Origin of the sequence: Kribbella steppae, from assembly GCF_004342025.1 — a bacterium.
Lineage (GTDB): Bacteria > Actinomycetota > Actinomycetes > Propionibacteriales > Kribbellaceae > Kribbella > Kribbella steppae.
Map to the genome: position 1 here is coordinate 101,194 of NZ_SLWN01000017.1, position 18,320 is coordinate 119,513.

12 protein-coding genes are annotated in these 18,320 nt (G+C 68.8%); 8 read left to right on the top strand and 4 right to left on the bottom strand.

Annotated features, from left to right (window positions below; translation table 11 throughout):
• Nucleotides 1-4: 4 nt before the first annotated feature.
• Nucleotides 5-2,305 carry a hypothetical protein gene (locus EV652_RS37295; protein WP_242002238.1) on the bottom strand — a complete coding sequence of 767 codons (2,301 nt, stop codon included), beginning with the start codon at nt 2,303-2,305 and terminating at the stop codon, nt 5-7.
• Nucleotides 2,306-2,483: 178 nt separating this feature from the next.
• Here EV652_RS37295 and EV652_RS37300 point away from each other — a divergent pair, with 178 nt between their 5' ends.
• From EV652_RS37300 to EV652_RS37330, 7 genes are all read left to right on the top strand, one after another.
• Nucleotides 2,484-4,181 (top strand): hypothetical protein, encoded by a 1,698-nt coding sequence (locus EV652_RS37300; RefSeq protein ID WP_242002239.1) that lies wholly within the window; start codon nt 2,484-2,486, stop codon nt 4,179-4,181.
• Nucleotides 4,178-5,425, top strand: coding sequence for a hypothetical protein (locus tag EV652_RS37305; RefSeq protein ID WP_132214426.1), 1,248 nt, complete (start codon nt 4,178-4,180; stop codon nt 5,423-5,425). Before EV652_RS37300 ends, EV652_RS37305 begins: the two co-directional genes overlap by 4 nt.
• Complete coding sequence (locus EV652_RS37310; RefSeq protein ID WP_132214428.1) at nt 5,425-6,405, top strand: hypothetical protein; 981 nt, start codon at nt 5,425-5,427, stop codon at nt 6,403-6,405. The genes EV652_RS37305 and EV652_RS37310 overlap by 1 nt, the downstream gene beginning before the upstream one ends.
• Nucleotides 6,406-6,468: 63 nt before the next feature.
• Nucleotides 6,469-7,497: a PseG/SpsG family protein gene (locus EV652_RS37315; RefSeq protein WP_132214430.1), complete on the top strand. Its 1,029-nt coding sequence runs from the start codon at nt 6,469-6,471 to the stop codon at nt 7,495-7,497.
• A gap of 182 nt (nt 7,498-7,679) precedes the next feature.
• A complete protein-coding gene (locus EV652_RS37320) occupies nt 7,680-10,013 on the top strand; it encodes a glycosyltransferase family 2 protein (protein WP_158441434.1) in 2,334 nt (777 codons plus the stop codon).
• Nucleotides 10,013-10,843: a hypothetical protein gene (locus EV652_RS37325; RefSeq protein WP_132214434.1), complete on the top strand. Its 831-nt coding sequence runs from the start codon at nt 10,013-10,015 to the stop codon at nt 10,841-10,843. Before EV652_RS37320 ends, EV652_RS37325 begins: the two co-directional genes overlap by 1 nt.
• A complete protein-coding gene (locus EV652_RS37330) occupies nt 10,836-12,599 on the top strand; it encodes a hypothetical protein (protein WP_132214436.1) in 1,764 nt (587 codons plus the stop codon). The genes EV652_RS37325 and EV652_RS37330 overlap by 8 nt, the downstream gene beginning before the upstream one ends.
• A 4-nt stretch (nt 12,600-12,603) precedes the next feature.
• Here EV652_RS37330 and pseI read toward each other — a convergent pair whose 3' ends face one another.
• Nucleotides 12,604-13,656 carry a pseudaminic acid synthase gene (gene pseI / locus EV652_RS37335; RefSeq protein WP_132214438.1) on the bottom strand — a complete coding sequence of 351 codons (1,053 nt, stop codon included), beginning with the start codon at nt 13,654-13,656 and terminating at the stop codon, nt 12,604-12,606.
• Nucleotides 13,653-14,162 (bottom strand): GNAT family N-acetyltransferase, encoded by a 510-nt coding sequence (locus tag EV652_RS37340; protein ID WP_132214440.1) that lies wholly within the window; start codon nt 14,160-14,162, stop codon nt 13,653-13,655. Before EV652_RS37340 ends, pseI begins: the two co-directional genes overlap by 4 nt.
• 83 nt (nt 14,163-14,245) lie before the next feature.
• Between EV652_RS37340 and EV652_RS37345 the strand changes: the two genes are divergently transcribed.
• Nucleotides 14,246-15,814 (top strand): glycoside hydrolase family 10-like protein, encoded by a 1,569-nt coding sequence (locus EV652_RS37345; protein WP_132214442.1) that lies wholly within the window; start codon nt 14,246-14,248, stop codon nt 15,812-15,814.
• Between the two features lie 3 nt (nt 15,815-15,817).
• Here the strand turns inward: EV652_RS37345 and EV652_RS37350 are convergent, their stop codons facing one another.
• Nucleotides 15,818-18,250: a hypothetical protein gene (locus EV652_RS37350; protein WP_199238618.1), complete on the bottom strand. Its 2,433-nt coding sequence runs from the start codon at nt 18,248-18,250 to the stop codon at nt 15,818-15,820.
• Between the last annotated feature and the right edge of the window lie 70 nt (nt 18,251-18,320).

Here is an 18,320-nt window from a genome sequence, read left to right on the forward strand (position 1 = left end):
GCCGTCAGCGGGCACCGAGTTCGTAGATCTTGACCTCGCCGTCCTGGTAGCGCAGCACCGCCAGCTCGTCCAGCTTCGCGGACACCGGTCCGTCTCGCCGGTCAGCGTAGATCCAGCGTGCGCCGTACTGCCGGCGGACCTGCTCCAGCACCTCTGCGGTCGGCGCCGTCAGGACCTGGAGGGAGAGCTGGACGCGGTCCGGCCACGGCGACGGCTGGTCCCGGTACATCTTGCCGTCGGCACCGTTGGTGGCCAAAGCCTGCTGGGTGTAGGCCCAGCCCTCCATCACGGTTCGGCGCCCCGCCATCCCGCTGACGAGATACCCCCGCGCATCGCAACCAGGCGTCCGGGGACCGGCTGACAGGCACCAACTGCCGGTGACCACCACGTCCGACGGCGCGGAGTGCGCCTCGAGCCATAGCGCGGCCGCCTGCTCATCCGGATGGACCAGTCCGCTCGCCGCACGGTATTCGCCGTCCGTCCGGAGGGCGACGTACGAGGACCTGGCCAGGTCTACGAGAGACAGCGCTGTCACCACGAGGACGAGCACGGCGAGGCCGAGCCCGCGAAGTCCCACCCAGCGGCGCCTCGTCAGCAGCCAGCCGGAGACCAGCAGCGCCGTCAGTACGGCGGTCACCAGCAGTAGCCGTGCGAGCGCCTCGACCTGAGCCTCTCTGGAAGCTCCGGACCGGAGCGCTGCTGGTTGCGTGACCTCGTAGAACACAACGCCCAGCACCAGTGCGGACACGCTGACCAGCACCATGGTCCGACGGCAGCGGCCTTCGAAGGCGACCGCCACCAGCCAAGCCGCAGCGGCGGCTCCGAACGGCACGACGCTGCGGAGAAAGTACTGCTGACCCCCCGAGGGGTGATTGACCAGCAGCATGCCGGCCCAGGCACCGGTGAGGGCTCCGACCAGCAGCCAGGCGACCGGATCGCGCGTGGTCGACCGAACCAGAACCAGGCCGAAACCGGTGAGCAGTCCGGCGGACGACACCAGGATCAGTCCGAGCATGACCGCGACCCCGGCGATCGCAGTCGAGTCGCCCGAGGTCAGTGACGGCAGCAGCCAGCCGCCGGTGCCCGGCAACGACAGGTCGCCGGTGATCCCGCGGTAGTCCGCCCGGAACCTGGCGATGGCCAAGAACTGGAATCCTGATCCGCTGGTGCTGCCGGCGACAAAGCGCAAGGTGCCGAGCATCACGAGCATCAGGATCAGGCCCGCGCTGATCGAACGCCACGGCAGCTTCCGGTCCCGGATCAGGACGAACAGCGCGGCCAGTCCGACGCCGCCGATCAGGAGGGGCAAGGTCGACGGTTTCGATCCACCGGCGATGACCGCCAGCGCTGCAGCGAGCACCCAGGCGCCTCGGCCGCCTCTGCCACGGAACAGGGCGTCGACGAGGAAGATCGCCGCCGCGGTTCCGGTGACGAGGCTGAAGGTCATGGAAGGGCTGAGCAGACTTGCGGATCTGGTCGGCAGGACGATCAGCGCGGCCAGCACTCCGGTCCACCACACCTTGCTGACCTGCCGGGCCAGGGACGCGCACACGAGCAGCACGACAATTGCCTGCGGCAGCAGCCAGAGCCGGAAGTACACCAAGGCGGGCGAGAGCCGAGTTATGTCCGCCGCGCCGGCCATGTCGGCGTTGGCGAACCAGTGGTAGTCCAGCGGCTCACCGGCCACCTGCGGAAGTTGCGGCGGCACCGACCGCATCAGCTCGTTCACCATCGACAGGTGAAACAGCAGGTCCTGGTAGTAGGACGTACCGTCCGGTGGCGGCTTGTGGTCGGACAGTGAGGTGAAGGTGACGAGGGCGACCAGCAGGGTCGCGCAGATCGCCAGGCCCCAGGACCACGCCACCGGCAGCGGAGCCGGCGCCGCGATCCGCCAGCACTGCCGCAGCCGAGGCAGCACCGCGAAGACGGCCAGGACGAGCAACGGCCAGACGACCAGCCAGGACTGCAGCCCCAGAGCCGTGAAGATCGCCCAGCCCAGCAATTGGTAGGCCATCCCGACCACTGCGCCCAAGCCGACGTCCTCGGCCCAGTTTCCGTTACTTCGCCACGCGGCCCGCAGCAGCAGTACGCCGGGTAGAACGACGCAGCAGCCGAAATAGACGGAGTAGGTGAGCACGGCCGCCAAGGGCACGTCGATCACAAGCAGCCCGCCGATGCCGGCCACCACCGGAAACAACCAGGGAACAAGCCGGCCGACGATCGCCGGACCGGGCGAGCCAGGACGCGTGACAACGGGTGGTCCCAGTGGGGGGATCGCCGTCGCGCCTGACTGTGCGGTGATCACCGGCCTATTTCAGCACGGGTGCCTCCCAGGCAACCGGAACCCAGTAGGGTCGGTCCGAGTGCCGGAGGGCTCCGCCACCAGGAATCCCAGGTGCGGATCGACGAAATCGCCCGGCCGTGAAGATCGAGTCGATCACCCGCCGACAGACCGCTACCCCGAAAGTTGGTATAACTCTGTGGTGACGGCCCCGATCGAAGTTCAGAAAAGCCTGACGGACACTGCGGAGTTTCCGCAGTTCTGCACGACGGCCCTCGAGTTCTGGCGACGGAACCTGCTTCCCAGTGGCGAGCGTGTGATCCTGGTCGAAGCGATGAGCCAGGACATCCGCGTCACGTTGCGTAACCTCACGATAGCGAACGCCCTGCGGCGGTTCATCCCGGCCAAGCTGGTTGTCTTCACCGGCGCGGACGACGACTGGAACGAGATCCTCTGGACGTTCTTCGACTCCGAGGTGCTGTCGGCGATCTCGCGCGCGTACGGCGCGGTCGACGTGATCGACATCCACGAACTGGTGGACAGCCGGATCGCTGATCGCGAGCCTGGCGATCTGCACGTTGCCGGGAAGGACCTGCCGGTGGCCGGGTCGGGCATCGAGCCGGCCGTACTGGACGAGATCGTCCGCGCGACGCTCTGCCGGGTGCTCAAGGTTGCGCGGGTGACCGACGAGATTCGCGCCGGTGCGAAGTACGCCGAGGTCCGGCGGCGGAGCGAGCAGTTCTCGAACATCTACGATGCCCTCTTCACCGGCCTCGACCCGGTCGCCCTGGTGACCAGCCACGTCGACTACAACCATTGGGGGCTGGCGGTCGAGACGGCCACCCGGTTCAACGTACCGACGGTGCACGTCCAGAGCACGGGCACCTTCAAGGCGTATGCGCTCTTCCCCGAGAAGCGGCGCGGTGCGGCGACCTTCCGGGCCGAGCTCACTCATCAGATCGGGGAGTTCTTCGAGCAGTACGTCTGGTCGAACCGGGACCGGTTGCGGTCCAGCGCCGAGCTGACCGCCTGGCGGGTGAAGGGCAACTGGGGGAGGCCGGCATGGTGGCGTGGTGGCGCGATGGCGGCGATCGAGTTGCAAACCCCCGAGGATCGGCTGTCACTGCGCGAGCACGCCCTGACGAGGTTCGGCTTCGATCCGGACAAGCCGGTGGTCGCGGTGTTCAACCACGCGATCTCCGACGCGCCCCGGACGAACGTCGAGATCTTCGACGACCTCGCTGCCTGGTACGAGGCGACGGCGAACTACGCGACCAACCGTGACGACGTGAACTGGTTGTTTATCGACCACCCGAACCAGGACCTGTACGACTCGACCGGATTCTTCGACAGCCTGAAGGCGCGCCACGCCGGCTCGCCGCCGGTCTTCCTGCCCAGCCTCGAGCTGAGCAAGAACGTGATGTGGAGCCTGGTCGATCTCGGCGTCACGGTCCGCGGCAGCATCAGCAACGAGCTGCCCGCATTCGGCATCCCTGCGATCCAGGCGGGCTGGTCGGAGTGGAGCCAGTGCGGGTTCACGATCGTGGCTGAAGACGCCGGCGACTACTGGAAGCGGCTGGACGACTCGATCGAGAGCCTGCTGGCCGGGCGCCCCCTGATCACCGAGGAGCAGATCGAGCGCGCCCGGCTCTGGGCGTGGTTCTACCGCAGCGGAGCGGATGTCTCGACCCAACTGGTACAGCCCTGGGAGATGGGCCGGACCCAGCAGTTGCTGCGCGCCGTCAGTGTGTCGATGCGGCATGTCGAGACAGACGCCGACCCGGCCTTCACCGCAGTTCGCCGGATGTGGGCCCGTAAGGATCCCTTCCTGACCCGTATCGACATGACGATGCCGCCCGAGGAGTTCGCCTTGGCGCTGGGTGGAGTGAGCGAGCTGTGACCAGAACCTTCACCACGCCGCGATTCCAGACCGCATTCGATCCGGTGATCGAGCCGCTGACGCTGCCCGGCGAACTCCGCTCGGGGGCGGCCGCTGAGCTGACCACCGTCGACCAGATGGTTCGCGGCAATGCCGTGATCGGCCGTTTCATCGCCTCGCCGGCACTGCTCGGCGTCAAGGTCCGACCGACCGGCCGTCCGGTCCGGGTCACCGCGCACTTCCGCTTCGACAGCATGTCGCTGGACTGGTGGGAACAACGCGTCACGACGCCGGGTCCGATCCGTGGTGCCGGTGCGCCTCGGCTGCTCCTGGTACGTGCGCAGGGCAAGACCCGCGGCGCCGCGCTGATGATCCGGCCGGCAGTGGATTTCCGCAGAGCGGCGACCGGGGTCGTCTGCTTCGACCTGCGGCCGGAGGAGTTGACCGCGGAAGGACTGTTCGTCTTCGAGATGGTCAGCATCGACACGGGCCGGCCGGCGTGGGCACCCGCCGTGCCGGCCGGTTCGGTCGGCATCATGATGGACGTGATCGAGTTCGCCGAGGTGGAGGGCGATCGCGAGGTCGGCCTGGTCTCCACCGGCACCCTGCCGGCCGACCCTGGGGACGGCAGGCTGACGCTCGGCGCGGGGTACTTCGTGGCCAATCCGGGCGACCGCGACGAGCCACGGCGCTGGATCGCTCGCGCGACTCTGGTGGAACCGGTGCTGCCGGGGCCCCGGACCAAGTTCGCGCCGTTCGTCGACCCGGTAGGCGAGCCGATCGAAAGCCGGCCGAGCACATCGCGCGACACCAAGCAAAGGATCAAACGCAGGGCCAAGCGTGCCGCCCGCTGGGTCGTCCCGGTGGCCGCCGTTCCGGTGGCGCGCAGAGTGCGCAGGCGGGCGGCAGGTCTCGAGCGCAGGTTTCTTCGAGCCGCCAAGCGGTCGATGTCCGCTCGCTCCATGTCCTGGGTGAGCACTTCGTTCTTGGCTCCGCGGGTCTCAGCGCGCAACCCCCTCACAGATGTGATGTTCGACCTGGTCAGCCGGAACCTCGTGCAGGTGGAGCTGGCCGGGATCGGAGGTGGTGCGACGCCCGGCGTGCAGGTGCTGGCACGTGTGGGAGCGGAGATCGAGATCGTCACCGATGGTCCGCTGACCGTCCCGGCGCTGGTCCGGCTGTCGATCGACCCGTCGAGCCTGCGAGGGGTGCCAGGCGTCGACGACAAAACAGTGTGCTGGGAACTCGTTGAGACCGAGTCCTGATGGTTGCCGAGTACCGGCCGCGACTCACTGGTGACGGGGATGAGAACGGTGCGCTGCTCCGAGGCCTGCTGAGCGACTCCGAACCCGGTCGCGTGGTCCTGCCGACAGGGTCCTACCCGATCACCGGGGGGCTGGTGCTCACCGATTCCTGGTGCGTGTGCGGATCCGGTACGACGTTGTGGCGGGCGGAGGCCGAGGAATCGCCGTTGATCCACGTCCTCGGATCGGACGTTTGGGTCACAGACCTGACCCTCGAGCTCCCGGACGCCTCGCCTGGTCCGCACGACGGGGCGGATTGGACCGCCATCACGATCGGCCGGTACTTCTACACCGAAAAGCCGGAGTGGATCGAACGGATCACCGTGGAACGGGTGGTGATCCGGCGGGCCGGCCGGTGTGCGGCGAACAGCATCACGCTGATCGGGGCCGTCCGGGACGCGCGATTCGCGAACCTCGAGGTGCACGGGGGTGGCACCGCCTTCATGGCGCACTGGGGTGCCGTCGGCGCGGCCGTGAACGAGATCAGCGGACACTCGCTGCACCCTCACCACTTTCAGGTGGAAGGCCTGCGGGTGCACGACGCCTTCGAGGCGTTCTGTCTCAGCTCCGTGCACGATGTCGAGGTGCGAGACCTGCAGTGCGAGCGGGTCGAGATCGGATTCCGGTTGCTGCCCGGGGACAACACCGACCGGTACCACGAGAAGGGTGCCGGCTCGGGCATCAACCACCGCCTGTCGATCAGCGGCTGTGACATCGGCTGGTGCGGCGACCTCTACGCCATCCGGGTCGCGGGCTGGGGCCGGAGCGAGGTCGACGGCACCGTCACCACTCGTGCGTACACCGACCTCGTCCTGCGCGACGTGACGGTCCGGACACTGCCACTCTTGGTCAACGGCCGCCCGCCCCGCGAGGGACGCCGCCCGATCGTCGTCGAGGACGCCGGTCTGGTGGATCTCGACGACGTCCGTGTGCTTTCCTGACCGGACCATTGCCCACGAAGGCCACGTGCACGGCGCCCCTGGCGGACCCGATACGGTCGGGGCGTGACTGTGCGGATCGGCGTCAGGTGTGATGTAGGCCCCCAGCGGGGGATCGGGCATGTGATGCGGAGTCTGGCGCTGGCGGAGGAACTGGGCGGGCGCGGGGCGGAGCTCGTCTTCGTCTGCGACAGCCACACGGTGCCGTGGGCGGACGAGCAGATCCGGAGCCGGGAGATCCCGGTCGAGGCGGCTGTCCGGTCGCCACAGGAGCACCTCGACCTCTTCGCGCGGTTGCGACTCGACGCGGTGGTGTTCGACTCCTACGACCTGGACGCGGAGGTGTTCACCGCCGTCCGCAAGTCCGGTCTGCCGACGCTCGCGATCGTCGACGGCGACCTGCGCGGCGCCGAGGCCGACGTCCTCGTCGACCAGAACCTGGGAGCAGAGCTGGACCGCCCGCTTCTGCCGGTGGCCTCCACCCGGCTCGCCGGCCTCGACTACGTCCTGCTGCGCAACGAGATTCTCCAGTGCCGCGCCCCCGCGCCGCCACAGCCCCGCGAGCACGGGGTTCCCAAGGTGTTCGCATTCTTCGGCGGGACCGACGCGTTCGGCGCCGGCCCGCACGTCGTCCGCGCGCTCGCCGTGAGCGGCGTTCCGTTCGAGGGGCTCGTGGTCGCGCCGGGTGACGACCTCGCCGACGCGATCCGCGCGGTGGCCCTGGCACCAGGCCAGCATGTCGAGGTGATCGGGCCGACGTCCGAGCTGGCCAAGGCCGTGGTGGCATCGGACCTCGTGCTCAGCGCCTCGGGGACGTCGACATGGGAGCTGTTGTGCCTCGGGGCCACCGCGGGCCTGGTCTGCGTTGTCGACAACCAGGTGATGGGTTACGAACGAGCGGTCGCCACCGGCGCCGCGATCGGCGTCGGCGTACTGTCCGATCTCAAGATGGACCCGGCGCCCGCGGCCGCGGTACTCCGCCGGCTGCTGCTGGACCCCGTGGAACGGGTCCGGGTGGCTGCCGCCGGGTGGAAGCTGGTCGACGGCCAAGGCCGGTCCCGGGTCGCCGACGCGTTGTTTCAGCTGATTTCGTAGATCGTCGCGTCCGGCGGTGCGTGCCTGCTTGAAGGCCAGATCGGAGTCACCGCAGCTCCTGGCGGGTCTGGGCCCGCTACGGATTCGAGCCCAGCCATAACTTCTGACGGTTCACCTCGTTGCCGCTTCGTAGAGTGCTTCGGGCACATCGCGTAAGCCGCAGTGAGGGGAGACTTACCGGAGTGACGCCGCGACTGAGCGTGGTGGTGCCCTTCTACAACGTCGGTGAGTACATCGGCGACTGTCTGGACTCGATCGCCCGCCAGACCTGGACCGATTTCGAGGCGATCCTGGTCGACGACGGGTCACCCGACCACAGCGCCACGATCGCTCAGGAGTTCTGCGCCAGGGACAGCCGGTTCCGGATGATCGAGCAGGAGAACCAGGGGCTCGGGCCGGCCCGCAACACCGGCGTACGGCACGCGCAGGGCGAGTACCTCACCTTCGTCGACAGCGACGACCTGGTCACCCGGCACGGCTTCGAGAAGCTGATTCGCACCCTCGACGAAACCGGGTCCTCCTTCGCCGGCGGGAACGCGCGGCGGTTCAACAACAGCTCCGGCGTCCGGCCGTCGTGGATCCATCGGCTGCCGTTCGCGCAGAACCGGATCGCCACCCATGTGACCGAAACTGTCGACCTGATCCTGGACCGGATGGTCTGGAACAAGGTGTACCGGCGGTCGTTCTGGGACGAGTACGGCTACCAGTTCCCGGCGATCCGGTACGAGGACTACCCGGTGACGCTGAAGGCGCACCTGGACGCCCTGACCGTCGACGCGCTGGCCGTGCCGGTCTACTACTGGCGCGAACGTGAGTCTGGCGAGTCGATCACCCAGCAGAAGTTCCAGCTCGGCAACCTCGAGGACAGGTTCCGCTCCGCCGAGATGGTGATGGACCTGGTCGAGGGGCCGCAGATCCCGCGCGAGGTGCGTCGCCGCGTGCACGCGCACTTCACCCAGATCGACATGCTGACGCTGATGATGGCGTTCGGTGCGGCGCCACCGGAGGACGAGGAGAACCTGCTCAAGCTCGCCCGGCGGATGATGGACCGGCTGGACGACTCCGAGCTGGTCCGCGCGCACGGCTACGACCGGATCCAGCATTCCGCGCTCGCGGCGGGCGACGTCGACCTGCTCCGCCGGCTGGCCCGGTTCCGCAACGACGGCGGCCTGCGCGGGGGATCCCGCGCGCTGCCCCGGCGTGGCCGTCCCTGGCTCCTCGAGCAGAGCTACCCCGGTGTGCACGACCAGCGCAGCTCGGTGCCGAAGGAGCTGTACCGGCTGCCGACGAAGGAGCTGTCGCTGGCCACCAGTGTCCAGCACGTCGCCTGGCTCGAGGACGGCTCGTTGTCGGTCAAAGGCACCGCGGAGATCCGGCACCTGGAGACCAAGGCGTCGTCCAGCTTGCGGATCGCGCTGGTCGTCGCCGGTGCGGAGACGCAGCTTGCGGTCCGCCGGTTCGAGGCGATCGACACCCACGGCGACCCAGCCCTTGCCGGATTCGAGGTACGGATCGACAAGGCGCTGCTGGCGACGCTGAAGGAGACCGCGGCGCCGGCGCAGTTCGTGGTCCGGATGCGGTCCGGCCGGCTGCGCCGGCACGACAAGCTCCGCGGCCAGCAGCCCGGCAGTCCCGCCTGGCCGCCGGGGGCGTGGATCGACGCGACGAGCTGGGTGCAGCCCGGTCAGGGTGCCGACGGGGCGTTCGTGCTGCGCAGGATGGTCGACTCCTGCCGGCTCACCGCCGCCGAGTTCACCGGCGGAGCGTTGGTGCTGCTGGGCCGAGTGCCGGCCGAGCTCAAGGAGCCGAAGCTGCGGATCAATCGCCCGCTGGCCGATCGGGACACCGTTCTGCCGGTCGCGCTGAGCGGCGACGGCCGGGATTTCTCGGTGCGGATCCCGATCCGGTCGATCATCGAGGACACCAATCCCGACGACCCGTTCAGCCAGCGCACCACGCGGGCCTTCCGGCTGATCGGTGTCGACGGCGAGGAGCGGCTGCTGTTGTGGACCGCCGGTCCGCGGGCGATGCACCACTTCGACCAGGACCGGTTGGTCACGCTGACCCGGTCCACGGGCGGCTACGTGAACCTGCACGAGGCGCCGCTGCGACTACCCGCCGAGGACGCCGAGATCGTTGCTATCGGCAACGGTAAGGAGCTGCGCATCAGCGGCCCGGCGCTGGGCGGCGACGGCTACGAGTTCCATTGGCGGCGCTATCTGGACGACTCCGACGACCATCTCGACGTGCAGTGCCGGCGGACCGAGCAGGACGGCCGCTGGACCGCCGCGGTGACGCTGTCCGAGCTGATTCCGGAGAGCGCGGTCGCCAACGCGACCGATCCGCTGGCGAGCCTGGCGGACTGGATCCTGTTCGCGGCCGGGCCGGACGGGTCGGCGCGCGCCGTGCAGTGCGAGCCGTTCCTGTCCAGCCGGCTGCCGATCGATGCGGGGCAGGACGGCCACACCGCGGCGCTGCGTCCGCACTCCGGAACCCTTCACCTCGAGGTTCGCTGATGCACCACCACAACCACTACTACGGCCAGGCACACATCCTCGCCCGGTATGCCGGTCTGGACGACGAGTGCCCACCGCGGCTGCGCGGCTACCTCCAGCACGGCTGGAACATCGGCGACGGCTGGAACCCGGTGCACGAGTTCTACGACGGCGCCTGGCGGTTCACCTGGAGCGACGCCCCGCGCCGCCGCGGCCACGCGCTCGGCCGGCGGAACTACCACAGCATCGGTGCGCCGTTCCGCTATCTCCTGGACCTGGAGCCCGAGCTGGGTGTGGTGCCGGAGGACAAGCGCGAGGGCACCCTGTGGTTCCTCTTCCACGGCTGGGAGGGCGGCAAGATCCAGGGCGACCACAAGCGGCTGATCGACGAGATCCGCGAGACGGAGACCGGTCCGGTCACCTTCAGCCTGTACTACACCGAGTACGAGCGGCCGGAGATCCGCACGTCGTACGAGGACGCCGGCTTCCGGGTGGTCTCGTTCGGCCGCCGCGGCTTCTCCTACGAGGGCACCGATCCGAAGTTCCTCTACAAGCAGCTGGCCGAGCTACGCAAGCACAAGCGGGTGGCCGCGAACCGGCTGTCCACCGCGATCTTCTACGGCATCGCGGCCGGCTGCGACGCGGCCGTGTACGGCGACCCGATGGCGATGGAGGGCGAGAACCCGCTGTTCGGCGGTGACAGCCGGATAGCGCGGCTGTGGCCGGAGATGCTCGGCAAGGAACTCGACGTGGAGGCCGCCCGGGCGACCACCGACCTGGAGCTCGGGGTGCCGTGGATGATGCCGCCCGAAGAGATGCGGATGCTGTTCGATTGGAGAGTGCGTGTCTGACAACCAGTTGGCCATCGAAGTGGTCCGCGGCGAGATGCAGCCGTGGAGCGACTACTCCGGTCAGCGAGAGGCCGTCGGCGGGCTGGTTCTGCGCACGCTGCTGTCTGACGTGCTGCTCGACGGCGCACGCACGCTCGTCCTCGGCCCGCACGGCGCCGACCTGATCGAGGCCGTGCTGGCCAAGTCCGGGCCGACGACGCTGCTGGTCCGCTCAGTGTCCGACGCGGATGAGCTGAGCGAGAAGTTCGGTGACCGGCTCCAGGTGATTGCGGGCGCGCTCGACGGCCTGACCGCCGCCGCTGCAACGCCGTACGACGTGATCGTGGCGGCCGACGGGCTCGACCGGGTGCTGGGCTACGACAGCGACGACCTGAACTGGCAGCAGCGGCTGGATGCGCTGGCCGCGGTGATGTCGCCGCGGGGCGCGCTGGTGCTGGGTCTCGAGAACGAGTTCTCGCTGACGAACCTGCTCGACCGTCGCCCTGCCGATCAGCGGCACGGTGACGACGAATGGCGTCCGCTGCACGACGACCCGTCCCGGCCGGTCTCCGTCGCGCAACTCGCCGAATCGCTCGGGCGGGTTGGCCTGGGCACGGACGTCGCGGCGTACGCGGCCTTCTCTGTGGGGGAGACCCCGCTGGCACTGATCGCGGCCGACGTCGCCGCGGCCGCTCGCCAGGGCCAGCTGCCTGCGCGGATCGCGGTCGAGGCGCTCGAGGCGTCAGCCGCCGTCGTACCGCAGCTCGCGCCGGTGGCCGAGGGTGCGGAGGCGGCCGCACGCGCCGGGCTGCTGGCGTCGACCGCGGGTGGGTGGATCGTGGTGGCGGGCGCGGCGCCGCAGCACGCCGTGTACGCGCAGACGCCGGGGCAGGAAGCCCTGCTGACCGCCGATCCCGAAGGCGACGGTTGGTCCGTCAGCATCAACGGTGGTGGTACGGAAACGGCCGGCGTGATCTTCGAAGCGTCCCTGGTGCCGGCCACTGTGCCGGGCGGGGTCACCGTAGAGACCCAGCTGATTCGGCTGGCCGCCGCCGAGGACGTCCCGGGCTTCCGCGACCTGGCCGGACGGCTCGGTGACTGGGTCCGGTCACAGACCGGTTCGCGGGTACTGCTGCGCTGGGACGACGTGGTCGTCGACGGCGAAAGCTTCGGGTTCGGGATCTCCGCCTGGACGACCGCCGCCGAGGAGACCGACAAGGACCGGCTGGCCGCCGCGTGGTCGCGGTTCCACGATCGGCTGATCGGCGGCCACCGCAGGCACCCGTGGCCACCGTGGATGGTCGGCGACGACCTGGTCGCCGCGTGGGTGGCGATGTCCGGTATCGAACCGGTCGGCCCGGACACCGGCCCGGACACGCCGTCGGCCTCCGTCGAGTACGTTGCCCGCGGCAAGGAGTTGGCCGGCGCGCTGGCCGCCGCGGTGGGCATCCCGGCCGACGCGTCGCAGCCGCCGGACGTCCGGACGGCGCTCGCCGACGCCGAGCGGGCCGCGCACGAGGTCTACGAGCTGAAGGGCCAGATCTTCGGCCTGGAGCGTACGCTCGCCTTCCGGGACAAGGCACTGAAGATCCGGGAGACCCGGATCCGCGAGTTGCGCGGCCAGGTACAGAGGGTGAACGCCGAACGCGCCAGGCTGCGGACGTCGCGCGCGTACGCCGCGGTGGAGCTGGTTCGCAAGGTCGCGCAGATCCGTCATCCGCGCAAGTTCGCCGGCAAGGTGAAGCGCCGGCTGAAGAACAGGGTGGGCACGGCCTGAATGCTCAGAGGATGTCCCAGGTGAGCGGGGTGCCCTCCGGTGCGTCGACGCGGAACTCACGGCCCTCGACCGAGCCGAAGGCGTCCGGCGGCAGGCCGCCGGCCGGTCGCACGGAGCGAACGTTGTCGATGGCAACCTTCTCGCCGGCCTTGACGTCCCGGGTGACGTAGAGCGACCGGCGGAACCGGAGGACGTTCTGCTCGGCTTGTTTGGGTCCGATGATCGGTTGGCCGAGGGCGAGCTGGGCGACCCGGGTGCCCTCGACGAGCGACTCCAGCTCGCCCGGCTCCAGGGAGAAGGCGGAGTCGACGCCGCCGTCCACGCGCTTGAGGGTGACGTGCTTCTCGATGACGGTGGCGCCGAGCGCGACGGCGGCGATGGCGGCGCCGATGCCCATCGTGTGGTCGGAGAGTCCGACCTGTACACCGAGGGCGTCGCGGAGCACCGGGATCGCGCGGAGGTTGGACTGCTCGGGCGGTGCCGGGTAGCTCGCCGTGCACGACAGGACGATGATCTGCTCGTTGCCGGTGGAGCGGGCCGCGCGGACCGCGGCGTCGATGTCGGTCAGCGTCGCCGAGCCGGTGGAGATGATGATCGGCTTGCCGGTCTCCGCCATCCCGCGGACCAGCGGCAGGTCGCCGATCTCGTTCGAGGCAACCTTGTACGCCGGGACGTTCAGCTTCTCCAGGAAGTCGATCGCGGTCTTGTCGAAGGCCGACGAGAACGCCACCAGGCCCAGCGACGTCGCCAGGTCGAAGATCGGCTCGTGCCACGCCCACGGTGTGTGTGCCTCGTCGTAGAGGTCGTACAGCCGCGCGTCACTCCACAGCTCGTGCTCCGACGGCAGCCGGAACGCGGGCAGGTCGACGTCGAGCGTCATCGTGTCCGCGGTGTACGTCTGCAGCTTCAGCGCCTGAGCGCCCGACTCCGCCACCGCCCGGACAATGTCCTTCGCCCGCTCGAGATCGCCGTTGTGGTTCCCCGACATCTCCGCGATCACGAACGGCTGATGGTCCGGCCCGACCGGCACTCCGCCGATCTCGATGGTGGTGTTCATGACGTCCTCTGGTGTCGTCGGTCCTGCTTGCGCAGGCTGATCGGAATCACGGTGACCTCGCGTCCGTCGGCGTACCGGATCTCCGGCGTCCCCTCGGTGAAGCGGAACCGCCGGTTCATCTGACGCACCACCGTATTGTGCTCCAGCACCTCGCCGGTGAGCACCTCGAGGCCGAGGTCGTCGAACGCGTACGACGACGCATCGCGCATCACCTCGATCCAGGCCGGCAAGGTCTCACCCCGCTCGGCCAGGCCGTCGGCGTCGAGGAAGAACCCCCAGGCGGCGGTGGATCCTTCGATGTCGAAGAAGTTCACCACACCGGCGGTCGTACCGGCGCGCTCGTAGATCAGCACCCGGCGGGTCGGGTCGGCCGACGTCTTCGCCCACCACGCGGCGTGCTCGTCCGCAGTGATCTCGTGGGACGTGATGCTGACGTCGCGATTGGCCTGCTGGTTACGCAACCGCCGGATCGTGTCGACATCGTGTTCCGTGGCTCTGCGCAGCATGTACCCAACCTAGCGTCTTCTCTACAGCGGCTCGATGTGTAAACATCTTTCGAGTTCACCGCTGCGTATGGTCGGAGAGTGACATGAGAGTCTGGCGAGTGATGGGCGTTCTCGGAGTGACGGCAGGTCTGCTGCTGACTGGCCTGTCCGGTACGGCGTCGGCCGCGCCGGCGCCTGGGGGTGACGCGAGCTGCGCGCCCGATGCGTCGACACCGCTCCGGCAGTTCCGCGCGAGCTGGGTGGCGTCGGTCGTCAACATCGACTGGCCGTCCAAGACCGGTCTGACCGCGGCGCAGCAGCAGGCCGAGCTGAGAGGCTGGCTCGACGACGCGGTCCGTCAGCGCCACAACGCCGTGATCCTCCAGGTGCGCCCGACCGCCGACGCGTTCTGGCCGTCCAAGGTCGAGCCCTGGTCGCAGTACCTGACCGGCACGCAGGGCGGCAACCCCGGCTACGACCCGCTTGCGTTCGCCGTCGCCGAGGCGCACAAGCGCAACCTCGAGCTGCACGCCTGGTTCAACCCGTACCGGCTCTCGATGGGCACGGACATCAACGCCCTCGTCCCCGAGCACCCCGCGCGACAGCACCCGGACTGGGTCGTCACGTACGGCGGGAAGCTCTACTACAACCCCGGTATCCCGGCGGCCCGCAAGCTGGTCGAGGACGCGATCATGGACGCGGTGTCGAACTACGACATCGACGGCGTGCACTTCGACGACTACTTCTACCCGTACCCGGTGGCCGGCCAGGTCTTCGACGACGCGGCCACCTACGCCGAGTACGGCGCCGGCTTCCCGACCCTGGCCGACTGGCGGCGGAACAACATCGACCTGCTGATCCAGGAGCTCGGAGACCGGATCAAGGCGGCCAAGCCGTGGGTGAAGTTCGGCATCTCGCCGTTCGCGGTCTGGCGCAACAAGGCAACGGACCCGGAGGGTTCCGACACCACCGCCGGCGTGCAGACGTACGACGACCTGGCCGCGGACACCCGGAAGTGGGTGCGCGAGGAGTGGATCGACTACATCGTCCCGCAGGTCTACTGGGCCGGTGGGTTCGCTCCGGCCAACTACAACAAGATCGTCCCGTGGTGGGCCGACCAGGTGCGTGGCACCGACGTGCACCTCTACATCGGTGAGGCGACGTACAAGGTCGGTACGTCGACCCAGTCGCCGGACTGGATGGACCCGGCCGAGCTGAGCGACCACCTGGCGTTCGACAGCACGATTCCTGAGGTGAAGGGCAACATCTACTTCTCCGCCAAGGACGTCCGTGCCGACCGCCTCGGCGCGACCACACTGCTCAACAACACCTGGTACACCCGGCCGGCGCTCATCCCGACCATGCCGTCGCTGGACTCGCGTGCACCTCTCCCGGTCCACGCTGTCCGCGCCTCTCGCACCACGGACGGTGTACAGCTCGAGTGGCGCCGTACGTCGTCCGACACCACGTCGTACGCCGTCTACCGTCGTGAGCTCACCGGTGGCGACCACTGCCCCGACAACGACGCCCGCAACCTGATTGCCACGATCCGGTCGACCGAGTCCTACCTGGACACGACAGCAACACCGGGCAAGGCGTACCTCTACACAGTGACCGCCCTGGACCGACTGTCCAACCAGAGCGTGCCGATCCCTGCGGTGTCCCTGCGCTGACGGTCAGGGGCTCGGGAATCCCGGCGTAGTGGTGATCTGCGTCGGGAGGGTGCCGGTGGGGAACGTCGGCGGCGGCAGGCTCGGTGTGAAGCTCTGCGTGGTGGTGTTGCCCGCCGGGAGGGTCTGACCAGGTGACGGCGTCTGGGTGGGCGAACCCGTTGGGAAGCCCGGCGTCTGCGACGGTGAGGTTGTCGGCGTCGGCGACGGGAACGGGTTGGCCGGCGGCCGTGCGTAGACCTGGTAGACCCGGACGGTGCCGTACTGGAAGCGGAGCTCGGTGAGCCGGTCCAGGTTCTTCGGCGGCGCACTGACGCGTTCGTCGAGCAGCAGCCACTGCACGCCGTACCGATTCCGCAGGGTCTCCAGTACGTCGCGTGTCGGCTTGGTGAAGGCTTCGTCGTTGAGCCGGAGCGTCTCCTCGTCCCAGTAGCTGCTCTGCACGCCGTGCGGGTAGGCGTCGTCGACTCTGGTCTTGTACGCCCAGCCCTGCACGAGGACGCGCCGTTCGGCGTACCCGGCGATCCAGTACGAACCAGTCAGGCAGTGTGAGGCGCGGGCGCGGTGGCAGTGCAGGTTGGTGGCGATCAGGTCGCCCGACCCCGAGTTCCGCCGGATGAACCGCGCCGCCTCGATCCCACCGGGCGCGATCGACGCGTACTCCGTCAACGACGGCTTGGCGAACTCACGCAACGACACCGCCGTCGACGAGACCGTCATACCCAGGAGGACGGCCACGGCGATGACAGCCCAGGTACGACGTGAGCCGCGCAGCACGAGCCCGAAGACGCCGATACCGAGTACTGCGATGACCAGAGCCACCGCCAGAGGCTGCGCGAAGCACTCAGCGCTGGTGCAAGAGTCGGGCGACCGGTAGCGACCCCAGTAGATCGCGGCAGCACCGATGAGCAGTGCGATCGCCGCCACGTAGTACTGACGACGCTCGAGCGACCCGAGACCCCAGGTGGCCAGCAGAACGCCGTAGATGAAGCCTGTGCGGACGAAGAAGAGCTGGGCCTGCCCGTCGTCGTACAACAAGGACGAGGCCGTCAGAGCGGCCAGGAATCCGAAGACGAGGAAGACCGGCATCGGATCCCGTGGCAGGCGCCGCCGGATCAACAGCGCGCCGACAGCAGGCATCAGCCAGCCGATCGCCACCACCGCGGCGATCACAGCGACCGCAGAGCCGCCACCCATCTGGTCTGCCATGTACTCGAACGTCGCACCCGGGTCGAACATCACACCGGACTGGGCGCCACCCAGCACCAGGAAGAACGTCAGCGCATAGGCAGCCGCAACGCCCACCCCAAGGACCAGCGCACGCAAGTTGAGCCGACCGGCCCGGACAGTGAGGTAGATCCACGCTGAGGCGAGCCCAGCGGCGTACACAGGCAGTGTGGTCGCCTTCGTGAGTGCGAGCGCCGCGATGAGCACTCCGGCAGCGACGAACAGTCCGAACAGCTGTGCGCGCGTCTGACCGGGCTTACGTCGCAGGAGCAACGTAGTGACCGCAATGAGCGGCAGCAGCAGCACAGTGGAGAACGCCTGCGTCGGATTGGTCAACTGGCCGAGCGCGAACGGGGTGTCGGTGAACAGCCGGTTCGACACGGTCCAAGGCCACGCAGCCAGGTCGCCCGCGACCACGGTGAGTCCAGCGGCGATCGGCGCGGCCACAGCCCGACCGGTGAGCTGCATGCCGACCGCAGCGGCTCCCAGGACGGTCAGCAAGAGCAGACCGAACGGCACCATCCGGTACGTCAGTACGTCGAGTGGAATGCTCGTGATCCAGTGAGACGAGGCGATGTGGTCGTACGCGGCCCAGTGGCTGGTGACCCACTTGCCATCGGCGTACGGGACTCTCGGCGGGAAGTGGTGCGTCAGCTCAGCGGCCAGTGCGAGGCTGTGCGGTGCATCCGAGTTCGGCCGCAATGCACTCGGGCCGGTCAGTGGGATGAGCTGCGACCCGACCCGCACGAACCACGCGGCCACGACACCGACCGCCACCATCACGCCGGCCGTCGCCCACCACGGCGTCGGCCGCTCGGGCAGCTTCCGGCGCGGCAAGGCGCGATACATCCCGAAGGCGAGCGCCGGCATCAGCAGCGCCGCGAACGGCATGCTGAACACCATCCCGATCGGATAGAACAGCGCCTCGACAGCGAGTCCGAACGCCGTACCCAGGACGACGTCGGTGGTGAACCAGCCGGTGCCGCCGGTGAGCCGCCGCCAGAACATCGTGCCCGGTACGACGATGACGACCAGCAGGTATCCGAGATACGCGCCCGGCATCCAGGGCGGCTGTTCCTGCAACCCGACGAACCACGCCAGCGGCAGCACCGGCAGACTCACCAACGCCGCCACCCGTGCGCCGCGAACCCGAGCCGCGCGCTTACCCCGGCCGGCGGACATGCGCTGAGCCCGACGGCCTGGTGTGATCACCGGTGAAGTCTATGAGTCGCGAGAGTCGCACTCGCAGGCGGCGAGCCGTTTACTGCCTGGAAGATCCCTC